This window comes from Methylobacterium sp. E-012, from assembly GCF_057836545.1.
Genome location: NZ_JBYQEY010000001.1, coordinates 4,983,625 through 4,997,628, shown reverse-complemented (window position 1 = coordinate 4,997,628; position 14,004 = coordinate 4,983,625). Strand labels below are relative to the sequence as shown.

The 14,004-nt window shown below is 69.0% G+C and carries 16 protein-coding genes; 7 read left to right on the top strand and 9 right to left on the bottom strand.

From position 1 onward, the window contains the following. Positions 1 to 22: 22 nt before the first annotated feature. From AC3IF1_RS23845 to AC3IF1_RS23820, 6 genes are all read left to right on the top strand, one after another. Positions 23 to 448 (top strand): PaaI family thioesterase, encoded by a 426-nt coding sequence (locus tag AC3IF1_RS23845; RefSeq protein WP_243973480.1) that lies wholly within the window; start codon positions 23 to 25, stop codon positions 446 to 448. Between the two features lie 76 nt (positions 449 to 524). Continuing rightward, positions 525 to 1,748, top strand: coding sequence for an SMP-30/gluconolactonase/LRE family protein (locus AC3IF1_RS23840; RefSeq protein ID WP_489219618.1), 1,224 nt, complete (start codon positions 525 to 527; stop codon positions 1,746 to 1,748). A gap of 60 nt (positions 1,749 to 1,808) precedes the next feature. Continuing rightward, positions 1,809 to 2,387 (top strand): DUF1285 domain-containing protein, encoded by a 579-nt coding sequence (locus AC3IF1_RS23835; protein WP_489219617.1) that lies wholly within the window; start codon positions 1,809 to 1,811, stop codon positions 2,385 to 2,387. Then, a complete protein-coding gene (locus tag AC3IF1_RS23830; protein WP_489219616.1) occupies positions 2,342 to 3,055 on the top strand; it encodes a CoA pyrophosphatase in 714 nt (237 codons plus the stop codon). Before AC3IF1_RS23835 ends, AC3IF1_RS23830 begins: the two co-directional genes overlap by 46 nt. Before the next feature lie 13 nt (positions 3,056 to 3,068). Further along, positions 3,069 to 3,326, top strand: a complete 258-nt coding sequence (locus AC3IF1_RS23825; protein WP_489219615.1) for a DUF6111 family protein — start codon at positions 3,069 to 3,071, stop codon at positions 3,324 to 3,326. Beyond that, positions 3,323 to 4,567 (top strand): CCA tRNA nucleotidyltransferase, encoded by a 1,245-nt coding sequence (locus AC3IF1_RS23820; RefSeq protein WP_489219614.1) that lies wholly within the window; start codon positions 3,323 to 3,325, stop codon positions 4,565 to 4,567. Before AC3IF1_RS23825 ends, AC3IF1_RS23820 begins: the two co-directional genes overlap by 4 nt. A gap of 50 nt (positions 4,568 to 4,617) precedes the next feature. Here AC3IF1_RS23820 and AC3IF1_RS23815 read toward each other — a convergent pair whose 3' ends face one another. The 8 genes from AC3IF1_RS23815 to AC3IF1_RS23780 all read right to left on the bottom strand — a co-directional run bounded on the left by AC3IF1_RS23815 (position 4,618) and on the right by AC3IF1_RS23780 (position 11,847). Next, a complete protein-coding gene (locus AC3IF1_RS23815; protein WP_243973486.1) occupies positions 4,618 to 5,019 on the bottom strand; it encodes a F0F1 ATP synthase subunit epsilon in 402 nt (133 codons plus the stop codon). A gap of 211 nt (positions 5,020 to 5,230) precedes the next feature. After that, the gene (atpD, locus tag AC3IF1_RS23810; RefSeq protein ID WP_243973487.1) at positions 5,231 to 6,688 is read right to left on the bottom strand and encodes a F0F1 ATP synthase subunit beta; all 1,458 of its coding nucleotides are present in this window, start codon (positions 6,686 to 6,688) and stop codon (positions 5,231 to 5,233) included. A gap of 67 nt (positions 6,689 to 6,755) precedes the next feature. Next, positions 6,756 to 6,959, bottom strand: coding sequence for a hypothetical protein (locus tag AC3IF1_RS23805; RefSeq protein WP_489219613.1), 204 nt, complete (start codon positions 6,957 to 6,959; stop codon positions 6,756 to 6,758). A 28-nt stretch (positions 6,960 to 6,987) separates the two neighbouring features. Beyond that, a complete protein-coding gene (locus tag AC3IF1_RS23800; RefSeq protein WP_489219612.1) occupies positions 6,988 to 7,878 on the bottom strand; it encodes a F0F1 ATP synthase subunit gamma in 891 nt (296 codons plus the stop codon). Positions 7,879 to 8,044: 166 nt separating this feature from the next. After that, positions 8,045 to 9,577 carry a F0F1 ATP synthase subunit alpha gene (gene atpA / locus AC3IF1_RS23795; RefSeq protein ID WP_489219611.1) on the bottom strand — a complete coding sequence of 511 codons (1,533 nt, stop codon included), beginning with the start codon at positions 9,575 to 9,577 and terminating at the stop codon, positions 8,045 to 8,047. A gap of 55 nt (positions 9,578 to 9,632) precedes the next feature. After that, positions 9,633 to 10,205 carry a F0F1 ATP synthase subunit delta gene (locus AC3IF1_RS23790; RefSeq protein ID WP_243973491.1) on the bottom strand — a complete coding sequence of 191 codons (573 nt, stop codon included), beginning with the start codon at positions 10,203 to 10,205 and terminating at the stop codon, positions 9,633 to 9,635. 218 nt (positions 10,206 to 10,423) lie between these two features. Beyond that, on the bottom strand, positions 10,424 to 11,113 hold the full coding sequence (locus tag AC3IF1_RS23785; RefSeq protein ID WP_489219610.1) for a DsbA family protein: 690 nt from the start codon (positions 11,111 to 11,113) through the stop codon (positions 10,424 to 10,426). A 107-nt stretch (positions 11,114 to 11,220) separates the two neighbouring features. Beyond that, a complete protein-coding gene (locus AC3IF1_RS23780) occupies positions 11,221 to 11,847 on the bottom strand; it encodes a 2-hydroxychromene-2-carboxylate isomerase (RefSeq protein WP_489219609.1) in 627 nt (208 codons plus the stop codon). A 201-nt stretch (positions 11,848 to 12,048) separates the two neighbouring features. Between AC3IF1_RS23780 and AC3IF1_RS23775 the strand changes: the two genes are divergently transcribed. Beyond that, complete coding sequence (locus AC3IF1_RS23775; RefSeq protein WP_489219607.1) at positions 12,049 to 13,287, top strand: argininosuccinate synthase; 1,239 nt, start codon at positions 12,049 to 12,051, stop codon at positions 13,285 to 13,287. A 12-nt stretch (positions 13,288 to 13,299) separates the two neighbouring features. Here AC3IF1_RS23775 and AC3IF1_RS23770 read toward each other — a convergent pair whose 3' ends face one another. Then, positions 13,300 to 13,950, bottom strand: a complete 651-nt coding sequence (locus AC3IF1_RS23770; RefSeq protein ID WP_489219606.1) for a hypothetical protein — start codon at positions 13,948 to 13,950, stop codon at positions 13,300 to 13,302. Positions 13,951 to 14,004 lie beyond the last annotated feature (54 nt).

Below are 14,004 nucleotides of genomic sequence, written 5' to 3'. Positions count from 1 at the left end.
CGACAGCTACGGACGATGCACGATGACCGACAATACCGATCCCTTCGACCCATCCGACCCGGGCTGGACACCCATCGAGGATGCCGGCTTCATCGCCCATGTCGGGCCGGTGCATCGGCGCGAATCGGACGGCGCCTACGCGTTCCGGGCGGAGCAGAAGCACGCCAACCTCATCGGCGTGGTCCATGGCGGCATGCTGATGAGCTTCGCCGACCGGGCGCTCGGCGAGACGGCCATGCGGGCGGCCGACGGCGCCAATTGCGTGACGATCCAGCTCGAGATGAAGTTCATCGATGTGGGACGTCTCGGGAACTGGATCGGCATCCGCCCGCAGGTGGTGAAACGGACCGGCTCGCTCGTCTTCATGCGCGGGGACGTGCGGGACGGGAGCCGCCTGTTGGCCTCGGCGGATGGGGTGTGGAAGATCCTGCGGCGCAGGCCCGGTTGACGCGAACAGGATTTTGGTCCCAGTCTTCGGACGCAGCGCGCCACCGATGCGCGCAGACGCGAACCGGGGGGATCGCATGCGGAACGGGGAGACAGGCCGATCCGGAGGTGGGGCGCATCGCGGGCCCGTTCCGCCCTCGCGCCGTTCGGTCCTAGCAGGGTTGGGCGCCGTCCTGGCCTCGGCCGATCCGGCGTCCGCCGAGCCGGCGCCGCCCAGCACGGTGACGAACCCGCCGCGCGACTTCCGCCCCGGCGCAGCCCCCACCACCTATTTCACCGATCCCGACGTGCTCGCAGTGGATCCCGCTTTCGAGGCCTACATCGTCCCGAACAGCGCGATCCGCCGCCTCTGGACCGGCGCCCTCTGGGCGGAGGGGCCGGCCTGGAATGCGGTCGGCCGGTATCTGGTCTGGAGCGATATCCCAAACAACCGCCAGATGCGGTGGCTCGAGGAGGACGGGCACGTCTCCGCCTTCCGCGCGCCGAGCAACAATTCCAACGGCAACAGCTTCGATTGGCAGGGGCGGCAGCTCAGCTGCGAGCACACCGGCCGGCGCGTGGTCCGCTACGAACTCGACGGCTCGGCGACGGTGCTGGCCGACAGCTTCGCGGGCAAGCCGCTCACCTCGCCCAACGACGTGGTCCAGCACGTCGACGGATCGTATTGGTTCACCGATCCGCCCTATGGCGGCCTGCTCTACGAGGGTTTGCCGGACGAGCCGGGCGGTCCCTCGAACCCCCAGGGCCATCTCAACCCGCGCCTCGGTCAGCCCGCCGGGGTCGCACCGGGACGGCGGGCGCTGCCGAACGCGGTCTACCGCATCGACACGTCCGGCCGGGTCGACCGGGTTCTGACCGACGATGCGGTTCCGGACCCCAACGGCCTCTGTTTCTCCCCCGACCATCGGACCCTCTATGTCTGTTCCACCGGCAAGGGACCGGGCGATACCGGCCCCGGGGGCAAGGGCGAGATCTACGCTTTCGACGTCGGAGACGGCGGCAGGCTCTCCGGACAACGGCTGTTCGCCGATTGCGTGGTCGACGGCGTCAAATGCGGACCGGACGGCGTGCGGACCGACGTCGACGGCAATGTCTGGGCGTCGAGCAACGCCGGCCGGGCCGTGGGCTATAACGGTGTCACGATCTGGAACCTTGCGGGGAGACTGATCGGGCGGATCCGCCTGCCGGAGGTCTGCGGCAACCTCACCTTCGGCGGCCCCAAGCGGAACCGCCTGTTCATGACGGCCAGCCAGTCGCTCTACGCCCTGACGGTGAACACCCAGGGCGCCGGACCGGCGTGACGGCCGCGACCCGGGATCCGCCATGGCTGTCCGGGCGCCGGAGCGCTATCTGTCACGGGCATGAGTGAGGATTCCGCCGACCCAACCCTGGCCCGCCTCAGCGCGGCCCTCGGGGATCTGCCGACCCGGGGGCTTCCGCCGGTGGAGCGCTGGAGCCCGCCCTATTGCGGCGAGATCGACATCCGCATCGCCGCGGACGGGACCTGGTACCACAACGGCACGCCGATCCGCCGGACGAAGCTGGTCCGGCTGTTCTCCACCATCCTGCGGCGCGAGCCCGACGGCCGCACCGTGCTGGTGACGCCGGTGGAGAGCGTCGGCATCACCGTCGAGGACGCAGCCTTCGCGGCGGTCGAGATGGCGGTCGACGGTTCCGGACCGAACCGGCGCCTCTCCTTCCGGACCAATGTCGACGACCTCGTGCCCGTCGACGCCGAACACGCCCTGCGCTTCGAGGAAGAGCCGGACGGGGCCCTGAAACCCTATCTGCATGTCCGGGGCGGCCTCTGGGCGCTCGTCACCCGGGCGCTGACCTACGACCTCGTGGATCTCGCCGAGGAGCATCCCGTCGATGGACGGTCCTGGCTCGGGCTATGGGCCGGGGGCACCTTCTATCCCATCACACCGGCCGCCGCGTGAGCGATCCCCGCGCCGCATTCCTCGCCCGCGCCGCGTCGGGACTGTCGCCGCATCCCCCCGGGCCGGACGATCCGACCTCCAACCCGCGCGGCGACCATAGCCTCGATCCGGACGGCTCGGCCGTGATCCCGCCGCCGCCGCACCGGCGGGCCGCCGTGCTCGTGCCGGTGGTGTTCCGCCCGGAGGGGCCGAACCTCATCCTGACGCAGCGCGCCGCCAACCTCCGCGACCATTCCGGACAGGTCGCCCTGCCGGGGGGTAAGATCGACCCGTCCGATCCCACCCCCGCCGCCGCGGCCCTGCGGGAGGCCGAGGAGGAGATCGGCCTGCACCCCACCGCGGTGCAGCTCGTCGGCTATATCGACCCCTACCTGTCGGGAACGGGATTCCTCGTCACCCCGGTGATCGGCCTCGTCGCACCTGAGGCGACCTACCGGCCCAATCCCGCCGAGGTGGCCGACGTGTTCGAGGTACCGCTGCCGGTGCTGATGGACCGGGAGCGCTATCGGCTGCGGTCGCGGGACTGGCAGGGCCGCACCCGGTGGTTCTACGCCGTCAACTTCGGCGAGCGGCTGATCTGGGGTGTCACCGCCGGGATTCTGAACAACCTCCGCGAACGGCTCTATCCGGAATCCGAACCGGGCGGGATCCGTCGCCCGGCCGTTTAGGCAACGAACACCCATGCTGCGTCGCGTCCTCGAAGAGTTCGGCCTCTTCCTCATCCCCTTCGGGTTATTCCTGGTTTACCTCCTGCTGGCGGGCCGCAACCCGCTGCGCCGGGTCCACTGGGACCCGCATCTCTTTCGCCTCGTGCTCGCTGGGCTGGCCGTTGTGATCGGCACGCTCGTCTACGAGGGCCTGTTCTCCGAGCGCCGGGCCGGCGGCTACGTGCCCACGCACATGGAGAACGGCCGATTGGTCCCCGGCGGCTTCCGGTGAGGCAGATTCTCGACCACGCCGGCCTCTCAGCCCTCCTCGACCGGCCGGGCGTACGCCGGGCGCTCGCCGCCTTGGATGATCCGGGTGCCGAGACCCGTCTGGTCGGCGGATGCGTCCGCGATGCCCTTCTCGGCGTGTCGGCCGCCGATATCGACCTCGCGACGACGCTTCGGCCGGACGCCGTGATGACGCGCACCCGCGCGGCCCCGGGCCTGAAGGCGGTACCGACCGGGATCGCGCACGGCACCGTCACGCTGATCACCGAGGACGGGCCGATCGAGGTCACCACCCTGCGCGAGGATATCGAGACCGACGGGCGCCACGCGGTCGTCCGGTTCGGCAGCGACTTCGCGCGGGACGCGGAACGGCGCGACTTCACCGTCAACGCCCTGTCGCTCGGCATCGACGGGCAACTGCACGACACCGTCGGCGGATTGGCGGATCTGGCGGGCGGACGGGTGCGCTTCATCGGCGATCCCGCGACCCGGATCCGTGAGGATGCGCTGCGGATCCTGCGCTTCTTCCGTTTCCACGCACGCTTCGGCCGCGGGGCGCCCGACGCGGCGGCGCTCGCGGCCTGCGTGGCCGCCCGCGACAGCTTGGACCGGCTGTCGCGGGAGCGAATCCGCGACGAGTTTTTGAAACTTCTGGCGGCAACCGGAGGCACGACGATGGTCGTGACCCTGAGCGGCACCGGCCTGCTGCAGCGGATCACGGGCGGCGTCGGCGAGCTCGGGCGGCTGGAGCGCGCCGCCGGGGCGGGTCTGCCGCCGGTGATGCGGCTCGCGGCGCTGGCGGTCGCCGGCCGGCACGACGCGGATCGGCTGCGCGATCGGTTGCGCCTCTCGAACCAGGCCCACGCGCAGCTCACCGGCTATGCCGACACCCTGGTGGATCTGCACGGTCGGGCGCTGATCGGCACGATCGAGGCGCGGGTCCTCGCGGCCGCACACGGCCTCCCGCTCCTGACCGCGACACTGGCGATTCTGGCCGGCGAGCCGAGGCCGGACATCACCGAGGATGCGTGGCGGACGCTGCGGATGATGGACGGAGAAGGGGGCGCGCCGACCTTCCCGCTGGCCGGGGCGGATCTGGTGGCGGCGGGCGTGGTGCCCGGTCCGGCAATTGGCCGGGGATTGTCCGCGGCACGCAAGCTCTGGCTGGAACGCGGCTGTCCCATCGGACCGGACGCCCGGGCCGAGCTCCTGGCCCAGGCGCTGGGCGGCGCCGGCAAAGCGTAGCGTCTCGATCCGTCAGCCCGGCGCTGTGATCGGGACGATCCGATCGTCCGTCAGAGCTTGAGCAGCGCCTTGGTCTCCCGGAGCTGGACGATCTGGCCGTTCAGCTCCTCACGCTTCTGCAGATCCTCGGTGGAATCGCGCAGCAATTCGGCCGCCTCGATATCCTTGTCGAGCGATTCGGGCGTGAGTTCCTCGATCGGCGCGGCACGCTCGGCCAGCACGGTCACGGCGGTGGGACCAATATCGGCGAACCCGCCGCGGACATAGATGCGCTTGCCGCTGCCCTGGCTCTCGGTGACCACGATCACCCCGACCCGCAGGGAGGTCAGGACGGGGGCGTGGCCCGGCATCACGGTCATCTCGCCTTCGGTACCGGGCAGCTGAACGGCGGTCACCTCGCCGGAATACAGCGTCCGCTCGGGGCCGACGAAATCGAAGTGGAAGGTGGCCATCTCAGGACAATCCCGGATCCGCGACAAGCTCTCCTCCCCCTTGCGGGGAGGAGGTGGAGGTGGGGGTGGTGCAGGATCGAGCGCAGCGGTTCCTTCTGCACCAACCCCACCCCCCAGGCCCCTCCCACCTAGATCGGGCATGCCCCGTCTGGGCAAGTCCGATTCGGATCTCAGGCATGCCTGAGATCAGGGGGGAGGGGAGGGTGCAGCCTTACGCGGCCTTCAGCTTCTTGGCCTTCTCCTGGGCCTGCTCGATCGTGCCGACCATATAGAAGGCCGCCTCAGGCAGGTCGTCGTAATCGCCGTTCACCAAGCCCTTGAAGCCCTTGATCGTGTCCTCCAGCGGCACCTGCACGCCGGGCGAGCCGGTGAACACCTCGGCCACCGTGAAGGGCTGCGAGAAGAAGCGCTCGATCTTGCGGGCGCGGGCCACGGTGAGCTTATCCTCCTCGGACAGCTCGTCCATGCCCAGGATCGCGATGATGTCCTGGAGCGCCTTGTAGCGCTGCAGGGTCTGCTGCACGCGGCGGGCGACGTCGTAATGCTCCTCGCCGAGGATCGCCGGCGACAGCATGCGCGAGGTCGAGTCCAGCGGATCCACCGCCGGGTAGATGCCCTTCTCGGCGATCGAGCGCGACAGCACGGTCGTGGCGTCGAGGTGGGCGAAGGAGGCGGCGGGCGCCGGATCGGTCAGATCGTCGGCCGGCACGTAGATCGCCTGCACCGAGGTGATCGAGCCCTTGTTGGTGGTGGTGATGCGCTCCTGGAGGGCACCCATGTCGGTGGCCAGCGTCGGCTGATAGCCCACCGCCGAGGGGATGCGGCCGAGCAGCGCCGACACTTCGGAGCCGGCCTGCGTGAAGCGGAAGATGTTGTCCACGAAGAACAGCACGTCCTGGCCCTCGTCGCGGAACTGCTCCGCGATGGTCAGGCCGGTGAGCGCCACCCGCGAGCGGGCGCCGGGGGACTCGTTCATCTGGCCGTAGACCAGGGCGCACTTGGAGCCCTCGGCCGAGCCGCCATGCTCCTTCGGGTCGACGTTCACCTTGGACTCGATCATCTCGTGATAGAGATCGTTGCCCTCGCGGGTCCGCTCACCGACGCCGGCGAACACCGAATAGCCGGAGTGCACCTTGGCGATGTTGTTGATCAGCTCCATGATCAGCACGGTCTTGCCGACGCCCGCGCCGCCGAACAGGCCGACCTTGCCGCCCTTCGAGTAGGGGGCCAGCAGGTCCACCACCTTGATGCCGGTGACGAGGATCTGCGCCTCGGTCGACTGGTCGGCGTAGGACGGGGCCGGCTGGTGGATGGCGCGGTAGGTGTCGCACACCACCGGGCCGAGCTCGTCGATCGGCTCACCGATGACGTTCATGATCCGGCCGAGGGTGTTCATGCCCACCGGAACCTTGATCGGCTCGCCGGTATCCGTGCATTCCTGGCCCCGGGTCAGGCCCTCGGACGTGTCCATGGCGATGCAGCGGACGGTCTGCTCGCCGAGTTGCTGGGCGACCTCGAGGACGAGGCGGGCGCCGTTGTTCTTGGTCTCCAGGGCGTTCAGGATCTCGGGCAGATGCCCGTCGAACTGCACGTCGACCACGGGGCCGATGACCTGGGTGATCTTGCCGACCTTGTTGGAGCCGGCGCCGGGGAGTGCGGTGTTGGCCATGATATCCTCGTTGTCCGTGCCGGCGCACGAATCGCGCCGGCCATATCCTCGATCGATCAGATCCGGCTCAAGCGTCCGTCAGCTCGAGCCGTACTTCGACACGGGCCATACGCTCGTCGAAACGGTCCATGCGCCCATTCATGGTCGCAACCTGCATCTCGATGGCCGTCAGCCGCGACTTCACGTCCTTGAGGTCGAGGCGCGCTTCGGAGACGTCACGCCGGAGGGCGCGCAGGTGCTCCAAAACCAGGTTCTCGACCTCGCTCGTCATCGTGTGACGCCTCCGGCACGCCCTCTTATCACAACGCCTCGGCGCCGGAGATGATCTCGATGAGTTCCTTGGTGATCATGGCCTGACGCGTGCGGTTGTAGATCAGCGTCTGCTTCTTGATCATCTCGCCCGCGTTGCGGGTGGCCGAGTCCATGGCGCTCATGCGGGCGCCCTGTTCGGAGGCGGCGTTCTCGAGGAGCGCCCGGTAGATCTGCACCGTCAGGTTCTTCGGCAGCAGCGTCTCCAGGATCGCCTCCTCGGAGGGCTCGAATTCCAGGGCGGCGTCGCCTCCGACCGCCTTCGCGGTGGTGTCGGCCTCGGGCAGTTCGGCCGGGATCAGCCGCTGGGCGGTGGGGACCTGCGAGATGACCGACCGGAATTCGGAGAAGAACAGGGTCGCCACGTCGAACTCGCCGGCCTCGAAACGGGCCAGGATCCGGTCGGCGATCTCGGCGGCGAACGGGTAATCCACCGGACGGTTGCCGCGGATATCCATGCTCTCGACGATCTGGTCGCGGTACAGGCGCCGCAGCTGGTCGTAGCCCTTCTTGCCGACCGTCATGATCTTGACGGTCTTGCCCGCGGCGGTGAGCTTCTGGGCGTGTTCGCGGACCGCGAGACGGACGATCGAGGAGTTGAAGGCACCGCACAGGCCGCGATCGCCGGTGCAGACCACCAGGAGGTGGGTCTGCTCCGAGCCGGTGCCGGACAGGAGCCTCGGCGCGCCGACGCCGCCGATCAGGTTGCCGGCGAGGTTGCCCAGAACCATGGCCATCTTCTCGGCATAGGGACGGCCCGCCTCGGCGGCCATCTGCGCCCGGCGCAGCTTGGCAGCAGCGACCATCTGCATGGCCTTGGTGATCTTCTGCGTCGCCTTCACCGAGGTGATGCGGTTACGCAGGTCCTTCAAACTCGCCATCGGGTGAGGTCCAGGTCCGTTCCAAAGGGCCTCTCCTCCCCATTGCGGGGAGGAGCCGGAGGTGGGGTGGTTCAGGATGGAGCGGCGCCGGTGCCTCCTGCACCACCCCCACCCCTACCCCTCTCCGCCAGGAGGAGGGGCCGGTGCCTCAGCGGATCGGGATGCCTTACCCGATCGACTTGGCGACGCTCTCGACCACGCCCTTCAGCTTGCCGGCGCTCTCGTCCGACAGGTCCTTCGAGGTGGCGATCGCGTCGAGCAGATCCTTGTGCTTCGTGCGCAGGGTGCTCAGCAGCGCGTCCTCGAAGGGACGGACCTTGCTGACCGGCATCTTGTCGAGATAGCCGTTCACGCCGGCGTAGATAACCGCGACCTGCTCCTCCATCTTCAGCGGCGAGAATTGCGGCTGCTTCAGGAGTTCGGTGAGCCGCGACCCGCGGTTCAAGAGCTGCTGGGTCGAAGCATCGAGATCGGAGCCGAACTGCGCGAAGGCCGCCATCTCGCGGTACTGCGCCAGCTCGCCCTTGATCTTGCCGGCGACCTTCTTCATCGCCTTGGTCTGGGCCGAGGAGCCCACCCGCGACACCGAGAGGCCGACGTTCACCGCCGGGCGGATGCCCTGGTAGAACAGGTCGGTCTCGAGGAAGATCTGGCCGTCGGTGATCGAGATCACGTTGGTCGGGATGTAGGCCGAGACGTCGTTGGCCTGGGTCTCGATGACCGGCAGCGCGGTCAGCGAGCCGTTGCCGGCGGCGTCGCCCATCTTGGCGGCGCGCTCCAGCAGGCGGCTGTGCAGGTAGAACACGTCGCCCGGGTAGGCCTCGCGGCCCGGCGGGCGGCGCAGCAGCAGCGACATCTGGCGGTAGGCCACCGCCTGCTTCGAGAGATCGTCGTACACGATCACGGCGTGCATGCCGTTGTCGCGAAAATACTCGCCCATGGCGCAGCCGGCGAAGGGCGCGATGAACTGCATCGGGGCCGCGTCCGACGCGGTGGCCGCAATGACGATGGAGTATTCCAGGGCGCCCTGGTCCTCCAGCACCTTCACGAACTGGGCCACCGTCGAGCGCTTCTGGCCGATGGCGACGTAGATGCAGTAGAGCTTGGACTTCTCGTCCCCGCCCGCGGCGTGGCCGGGCTTCTGGTTGAGGATCGTATCGAGGGCGATGGCGGTCTTGCCGGTCTGGCGGTCGCCGATGATCAGCTCGCGCTGGCCGCGGCCCACCGGGATCAGGGCGTCGATCGCCTTCAGACCCGTGGCCATCGGCTCGTGCACCGACTTGCGCGGGATGATGCCCGGGGCCTTCACGTCGACCCGGCGACGCTCGGTCGAGGTGATCGGGCCCTTGCCGTCGATCGGGTTGCCCAGTGCGTCGACGACGCGGCCGAGCAGGCCCTTGCCCACCGGCACGTCCACGATGGCGCCGGTCCGCTTGACGGTCTGGCCTTCCTTGATCTCGCGGTCGGAGCCGAAGATCACGATGCCGACGTTGTCCTGCTCGAGGTTCAGGGCCATGCCGCGCACGCCCGATTCGAACTCGACCATCTCACCGGCCTGGACGTTGTCGAGGCCGTAGGCGCGGGCGATGCCGTCGCCGACGGACAGGACCTGCCCGACCTCGGAGACCTCGGCCTCCTCGCCGAAGTTCTTGATCTGCTCTTTCAGGATCGCGGAGATCTCGGCGGCGCGGATGTCCATACTCGGGCCTCTGTCGCTGATGCGTTCTGTGCGTGTTCGGATCGGATGGGGGCGCTTACGGCGCGGCCCGCATCGCGAGGCGGATACCGTTGAGCTTGGTCCTGAGGGACGCGTCGACCATGCGCGATCCCATCTTCACGATCAGGCCGCCGATCAGGCTCGGATCGACGATCAGGTCGAGGTCGATATCGGCCTTGGCGATGTCGCGCAGCGACGCCTTGATCTCCTCGATCACGGTGTCGGAGGGCTTCTCGGCCACCCGCACCTGGGCGCGCACGATCCCCTTCGAATCCTGCACCAGGGCCCGGAACGCGGTGATCATGTCGGGGAGGGCGAAGAGCCGGCGGTTGGAGGCCGCCAGGCGGATGAAGTTGGCGGCGAGTCCGCCGATCTCGGCCTTGTCGAGCACCGCGCCGATGGCGGCCGCCTGCTCCTCGGCGCCGAAGACGGGGCTGCGGACCAAGCGGCGCAGATCCGCGCTCTCCCGCAACATTGCCTCGAACCGACCGAGCGCCTCGGCGACGGCGTCGACCTGGCGCTCGTCGCGCGCCAAGTCGAACAGGGCGGAAGCGTACCGGCCCGCCACGCCTGCGACCAGGGGACCAGCCTCGGAACCGTTCTGCGCCACCCGTCGCTCTCTTCTCTGGTTGCCCGCCCGCTCCGTGCGCTCCGGCGGGGAGCGCGGTGCGAGACCGTTCGGGACGTGGGGTCGCGCCGACAGCGGGCAGGGTCGAAGACCGCCCCTTGTGGCGCGGCGACCGCCTAGCATGCCGGCATGGCCGCGCGCAACACGGACGCGGCTGTCGCTGCGCGGTAGGACGGCGGAAGTGTGACGCCGGGCGGCCCTCAGCAGGCGAGCCGGTCGCAGCGCCGCATGCTCGCGATCATCTTCGCCATCGCGCGGGCCCCCGGATGGCCGAGGATGCCGCTGTTGCCGAGAACGTAGGACGGCGTGGCGTAGAGCCCGAGATCCGCGGCCATCCGCATCTGGCTCTTGAGTGCGACGCGCACCTCGTCGCTGTCGGCGATCTCCTCGATCTCCGCCTGCGGAACGCCCAGGGCGGTGGCCGCATTCAGCGCGCCGGGCCCGTCGATCCGGCCCGGCTTGCCGAGAACGGTCCGATAGAAGCCCCAGGCCGCCTCCGATCCGAGCCTGCGCTGCACGGCCAGCATGACCTTGGCGGCCTGGGCCGATTGCGGCGACAGAATCGGATTGTGGACAAGCCCGATGCGCAGTTCGGCGTCGCCGTCGTGCAGTGCCACCACGTCGGCCGCGGCCTTCCGACAATACGGACAGTTGAAGTCGAAGAACTCGTAGAGGGTGGTCCCGGGATCGCGCGGCCCGACATAGGTGACGCCGTGCAGGGTGGGGATCTGGCCCGTGATCTCGCCGGGCAGGATCGCGTTGGCGACCGGCTTCCCGTCGTCGCCGTTGACCGCGACCCGCTGTCCGTAGGATTGCGCGGCCGCGCGACCGAGGCCTGAGCCCAGCACGGCGCCGGCGGCGGCGAGGAGGTGACGTCGGGAAACGGGCATGATTCTCGTCCGGGGCATCTCGGGTCCGCTCGGGCCGCACCGGGGCGGTGGCGGATCGGAACGACGGGGTCGCGTCGGATTGATGGCCGGGCCGGGTGAACGTGGCCCTACCGGAGGCCCTTCGGCCGCTCGCCCACGGCCCAGGCCAGTGCCTGCTCCAGCCGGTCGTTGCCCCAGAACAGCTCGCCGTCATCCGCCAGGAAGGTCGGGGCCCCGTAGATTCCGCGGGAGCGCGCCTCCTCGACGCTGACCCGCAGCTTGGTCTTGTTGGCCTCGGCGGCGGCGGCCCGCACGGTCTGCGTCCCGTCGAGGCCCAGCGTGTCGAGGATCTCGGCGACGGAAGCGGGCTCGGCGATGGAGCGGCCCTCGGCGAAGCTCGCGGCAAAGACGGCCTTCGAGAACGGCACCAGCCAATCCTGGTCCTGGCCCAGGATGGCGACCCGCACGGCGCTGAGGCTGTTCTGCGGGAATTGCGCCGGGCGGGTCAGCGGTGGCAGGCCGAGGCGCGCGACCTCGCGCTCGACGTCCCGCCACATATTCTTGCCTTTGGCCGGGTAGAGGTTGAACGGTGAGGACGTCCAGCCCTGCGAGGCGAAGAGCGGCCCGACCAGGAAGGGCCGCCACCGCACCGCGACCCCGGCCTGCGCGGCGGCGTCCTCGACGCGCATCGCCGCGAGATACGAATACGTGGAGGCGAATTCGTACCAGAACTCCAGAATCGGCTGGCGCGCCATAGACTTCGCTTCTCCGATGCACTCACGCGGCGATGACGACAGGCAACGCCCGCGCCGTTTCTTGCACAGCCGCAAGGCCGCCGTGAGGCGAAACGCGGCCGATCCTCCGGCATCGGGCCTACGCGCGAGACGGCACGCCGGTTGCAGGCCGATGACACCCGCGATAAGCCGCGGATGCCCCGCCTCAGTTCCGGAAGCCGCATGTCCGTCCCCGCGAAGAGCCCCGTGAAGAAGGTCGTGCTGGCCTATTCCGGCGGCCTCGATACCTCGATCATCCTGAAGTGGCTGCAGACCACCTACGGCTGCGAAGTGGTGACCTTCACGGCCGATCTCGGCCAGGGGGAGGAGCTGGAGCCGGCGCGCCGCAAGGCCGAGCTGCTCGGGATCAAGCCCGAGAACATCTTCATCGAGGACCTGCGCGAGGAATTCGTCCGCGACTACGTCTTCCCGATGTTCCGGGCGAACGCCGTCTACGAGGGCGTCTACCTGCTGGGCACCTCGATCGCCCGGCCGCTGATCGCCAAGAAGCAGATCGAGATCGCCGAACGGGTCGGGGCTGACGCGGTCTGCCACGGCGCCACCGGCAAGGGCAACGACCAAGTCCGATTCGAGCTCGGCTACTACGCCCTGAAGCCGGACGTGACGGTGATCGCGCCGTGGCGCGAATGGGACCTGCGCTCCCGCGAGCAGCTGATCGCCTTCGCCGAGCAGCACCAGATCCCGATCGCCAAGGACAAGCGCGGCGAGAGCCCGTTCTCGGTGGACGCCAACCTCCTGCACGCCTCCTCGGAGGGCAAGGTGCTGGAGGATCCGGCCGTCGAGGTGCCCGATTACGTCTTTTCGCGGACGATCTCGCCCGAGCAGGCGCCGGACACGCCGACCGTCATCACCATCGGGTTCGAAAAGGGCGACGCGGTCTCGATCGACGGCGAGAAACTGTCGCCCGCGAGCCTCCTGGCCAAGCTCAACCAGCTTGGCCACGACAACGGCATCGGGCGGCTCGACCTCGTTGAGAATCGCTTCGTCGGCATGAAGAGCCGCGGCATGTACGAGACGCCGGGCGGCACGATCCTGCTGCCGGCCCACAGGGCGATCGAGTCGATCACGCTCGACCGCGGCGCCGCCCATCTCAAGGACCAGCTGATGCCGCAATACGCGGAGCTGATCTACAACGGCTTCTGGTTCTCGCCGGAGCGCGAGATGATCCAGGCGCTGATCGACCGGAGCCAGGAGAAGGTCACCGGCACGGTGCGGCTGAAGCTCTACAAGGGCGGCGTCCACGTGATCGGCCGCGAGAGCCCGTACTCCCTCTACGACCAGGATCTCGTGACCTTCGAAGAAGGCGCCGTCGCCTATGACCATCGCGACGCGGCGGGCTTCATCAAGCTCAACGCGCTCCGGCTGCGGACGCTGGCGCAGCGCGGGAAGCGCGGGGGCTGAGCCGCCCGCCGCTCAGGCGGGTTCCCACGCCGGGGACTCGCCGGTCCGGCGGAACGTACCGGGCCCGAGATCGGCGTAGCGCAGGAAGATCTGCAAGGCTGGCTGCATCTCGCGGTGGAGGCGGACGAGATGCGTCTGCGCATCTTCGTCGTCATTGGCGGCCGCTCCGGGGACCGCAGCCAAGTGGCGGGCCATATCGGCGGTGTAGGGACCCGGTCCGCCGTAAGGCTGCGCGGGATCGACATAGGGCACGCCCCGGGCGGTATCCCAGGCGTAGCCGAGCCGCGGAATCAGCGCGAGATGCTCCGGAGTCACCGCGAAGGTGATGTGCTCGGGCGTCTCGCCGGTCTGCGCATCCCGGAACACGTCGCCGACCGTGTTGTGGTCCAGCTTGGCCAGCGCATTGTGATACTGGTAGCGGCCGGGCTTCAGCTGCGCATTCTGTGCGAAGACCGCCAGGCCGTCCTCCAGGGCCCGGTGCTCCTCCTCAGCGCCCTCGTCGTCACCGGTGACGTTGGCGATATCGCCGTCCCGGTCGAGGCTGCCATAGGGCGCCTCCGGGTGGACGGTGGGCGCCCCCGGCTCGACACCGCCCCAGGCGACGACCATCCGGCGGATCAGCGCGATGCGCTCCAGGGTGAGGTCGTAGACGGCGTCGGTCATTGGAGGTCGGCCCCGGGTGTCACGTTTCGAAGGCACGTCTTATAGAGACGGATG

Excerpts from the sequence above, each read along its gene's own strand:
- AC3IF1_RS23845 (WP_243973480.1), top strand. The coding sequence starts at position 23 with ATGACCGACAATACCGATCCCTTCGACCCATCCGACCCGGGCTGGACA.
- AC3IF1_RS23840 (WP_489219618.1), top strand. The coding sequence starts at position 525 with ATGCGGAACGGGGAGACAGGCCGATCCGGAGGTGGGGCGCATCGCGGG.
- AC3IF1_RS23835 (WP_489219617.1), top strand. The coding sequence starts at position 1,809 with ATGAGTGAGGATTCCGCCGACCCAACCCTGGCCCGCCTCAGCGCGGCC.
- AC3IF1_RS23830 (WP_489219616.1), top strand. The coding sequence starts at position 2,342 with ATGGGCCGGGGGCACCTTCTATCCCATCACACCGGCCGCCGCGTGAGC.
- AC3IF1_RS23825 (WP_489219615.1), top strand. The coding sequence starts at position 3,069 with ATGCTGCGTCGCGTCCTCGAAGAGTTCGGCCTCTTCCTCATCCCCTTC.
- AC3IF1_RS23815 (WP_243973486.1), bottom strand. The coding sequence starts at position 5,019 with ATGGCCACCTTCCACTTCGATTTCGTCGGCCCCGAGCGGACGCTGTAT.
- atpD (WP_243973487.1), bottom strand. The coding sequence starts at position 6,688 with ATGGCCAACACCGCACTCCCCGGCGCCGGCTCCAACAAGGTCGGCAAG.
- AC3IF1_RS23805 (WP_489219613.1), bottom strand. The coding sequence starts at position 6,959 with ATGACGAGCGAGGTCGAGAACCTGGTTTTGGAGCACCTGCGCGCCCTC.
- AC3IF1_RS23800 (WP_489219612.1), bottom strand. The coding sequence starts at position 7,878 with ATGGCGAGTTTGAAGGACCTGCGTAACCGCATCACCTCGGTGAAGGCG.
- atpA (WP_489219611.1), bottom strand. The coding sequence starts at position 9,577 with ATGGACATCCGCGCCGCCGAGATCTCCGCGATCCTGAAAGAGCAGATC.
- AC3IF1_RS23785 (WP_489219610.1), bottom strand. The coding sequence starts at position 11,113 with ATGCCCGTTTCCCGACGTCACCTCCTCGCCGCCGCCGGCGCCGTGCTG.
- AC3IF1_RS23780 (WP_489219609.1), bottom strand. The coding sequence starts at position 11,847 with ATGGCGCGCCAGCCGATTCTGGAGTTCTGGTACGAATTCGCCTCCACG.
- AC3IF1_RS23775 (WP_489219607.1), top strand. The coding sequence starts at position 12,049 with ATGTCCGTCCCCGCGAAGAGCCCCGTGAAGAAGGTCGTGCTGGCCTAT.
- AC3IF1_RS23770 (WP_489219606.1), bottom strand. The coding sequence starts at position 13,950 with ATGACCGACGCCGTCTACGACCTCACCCTGGAGCGCATCGCGCTGATC.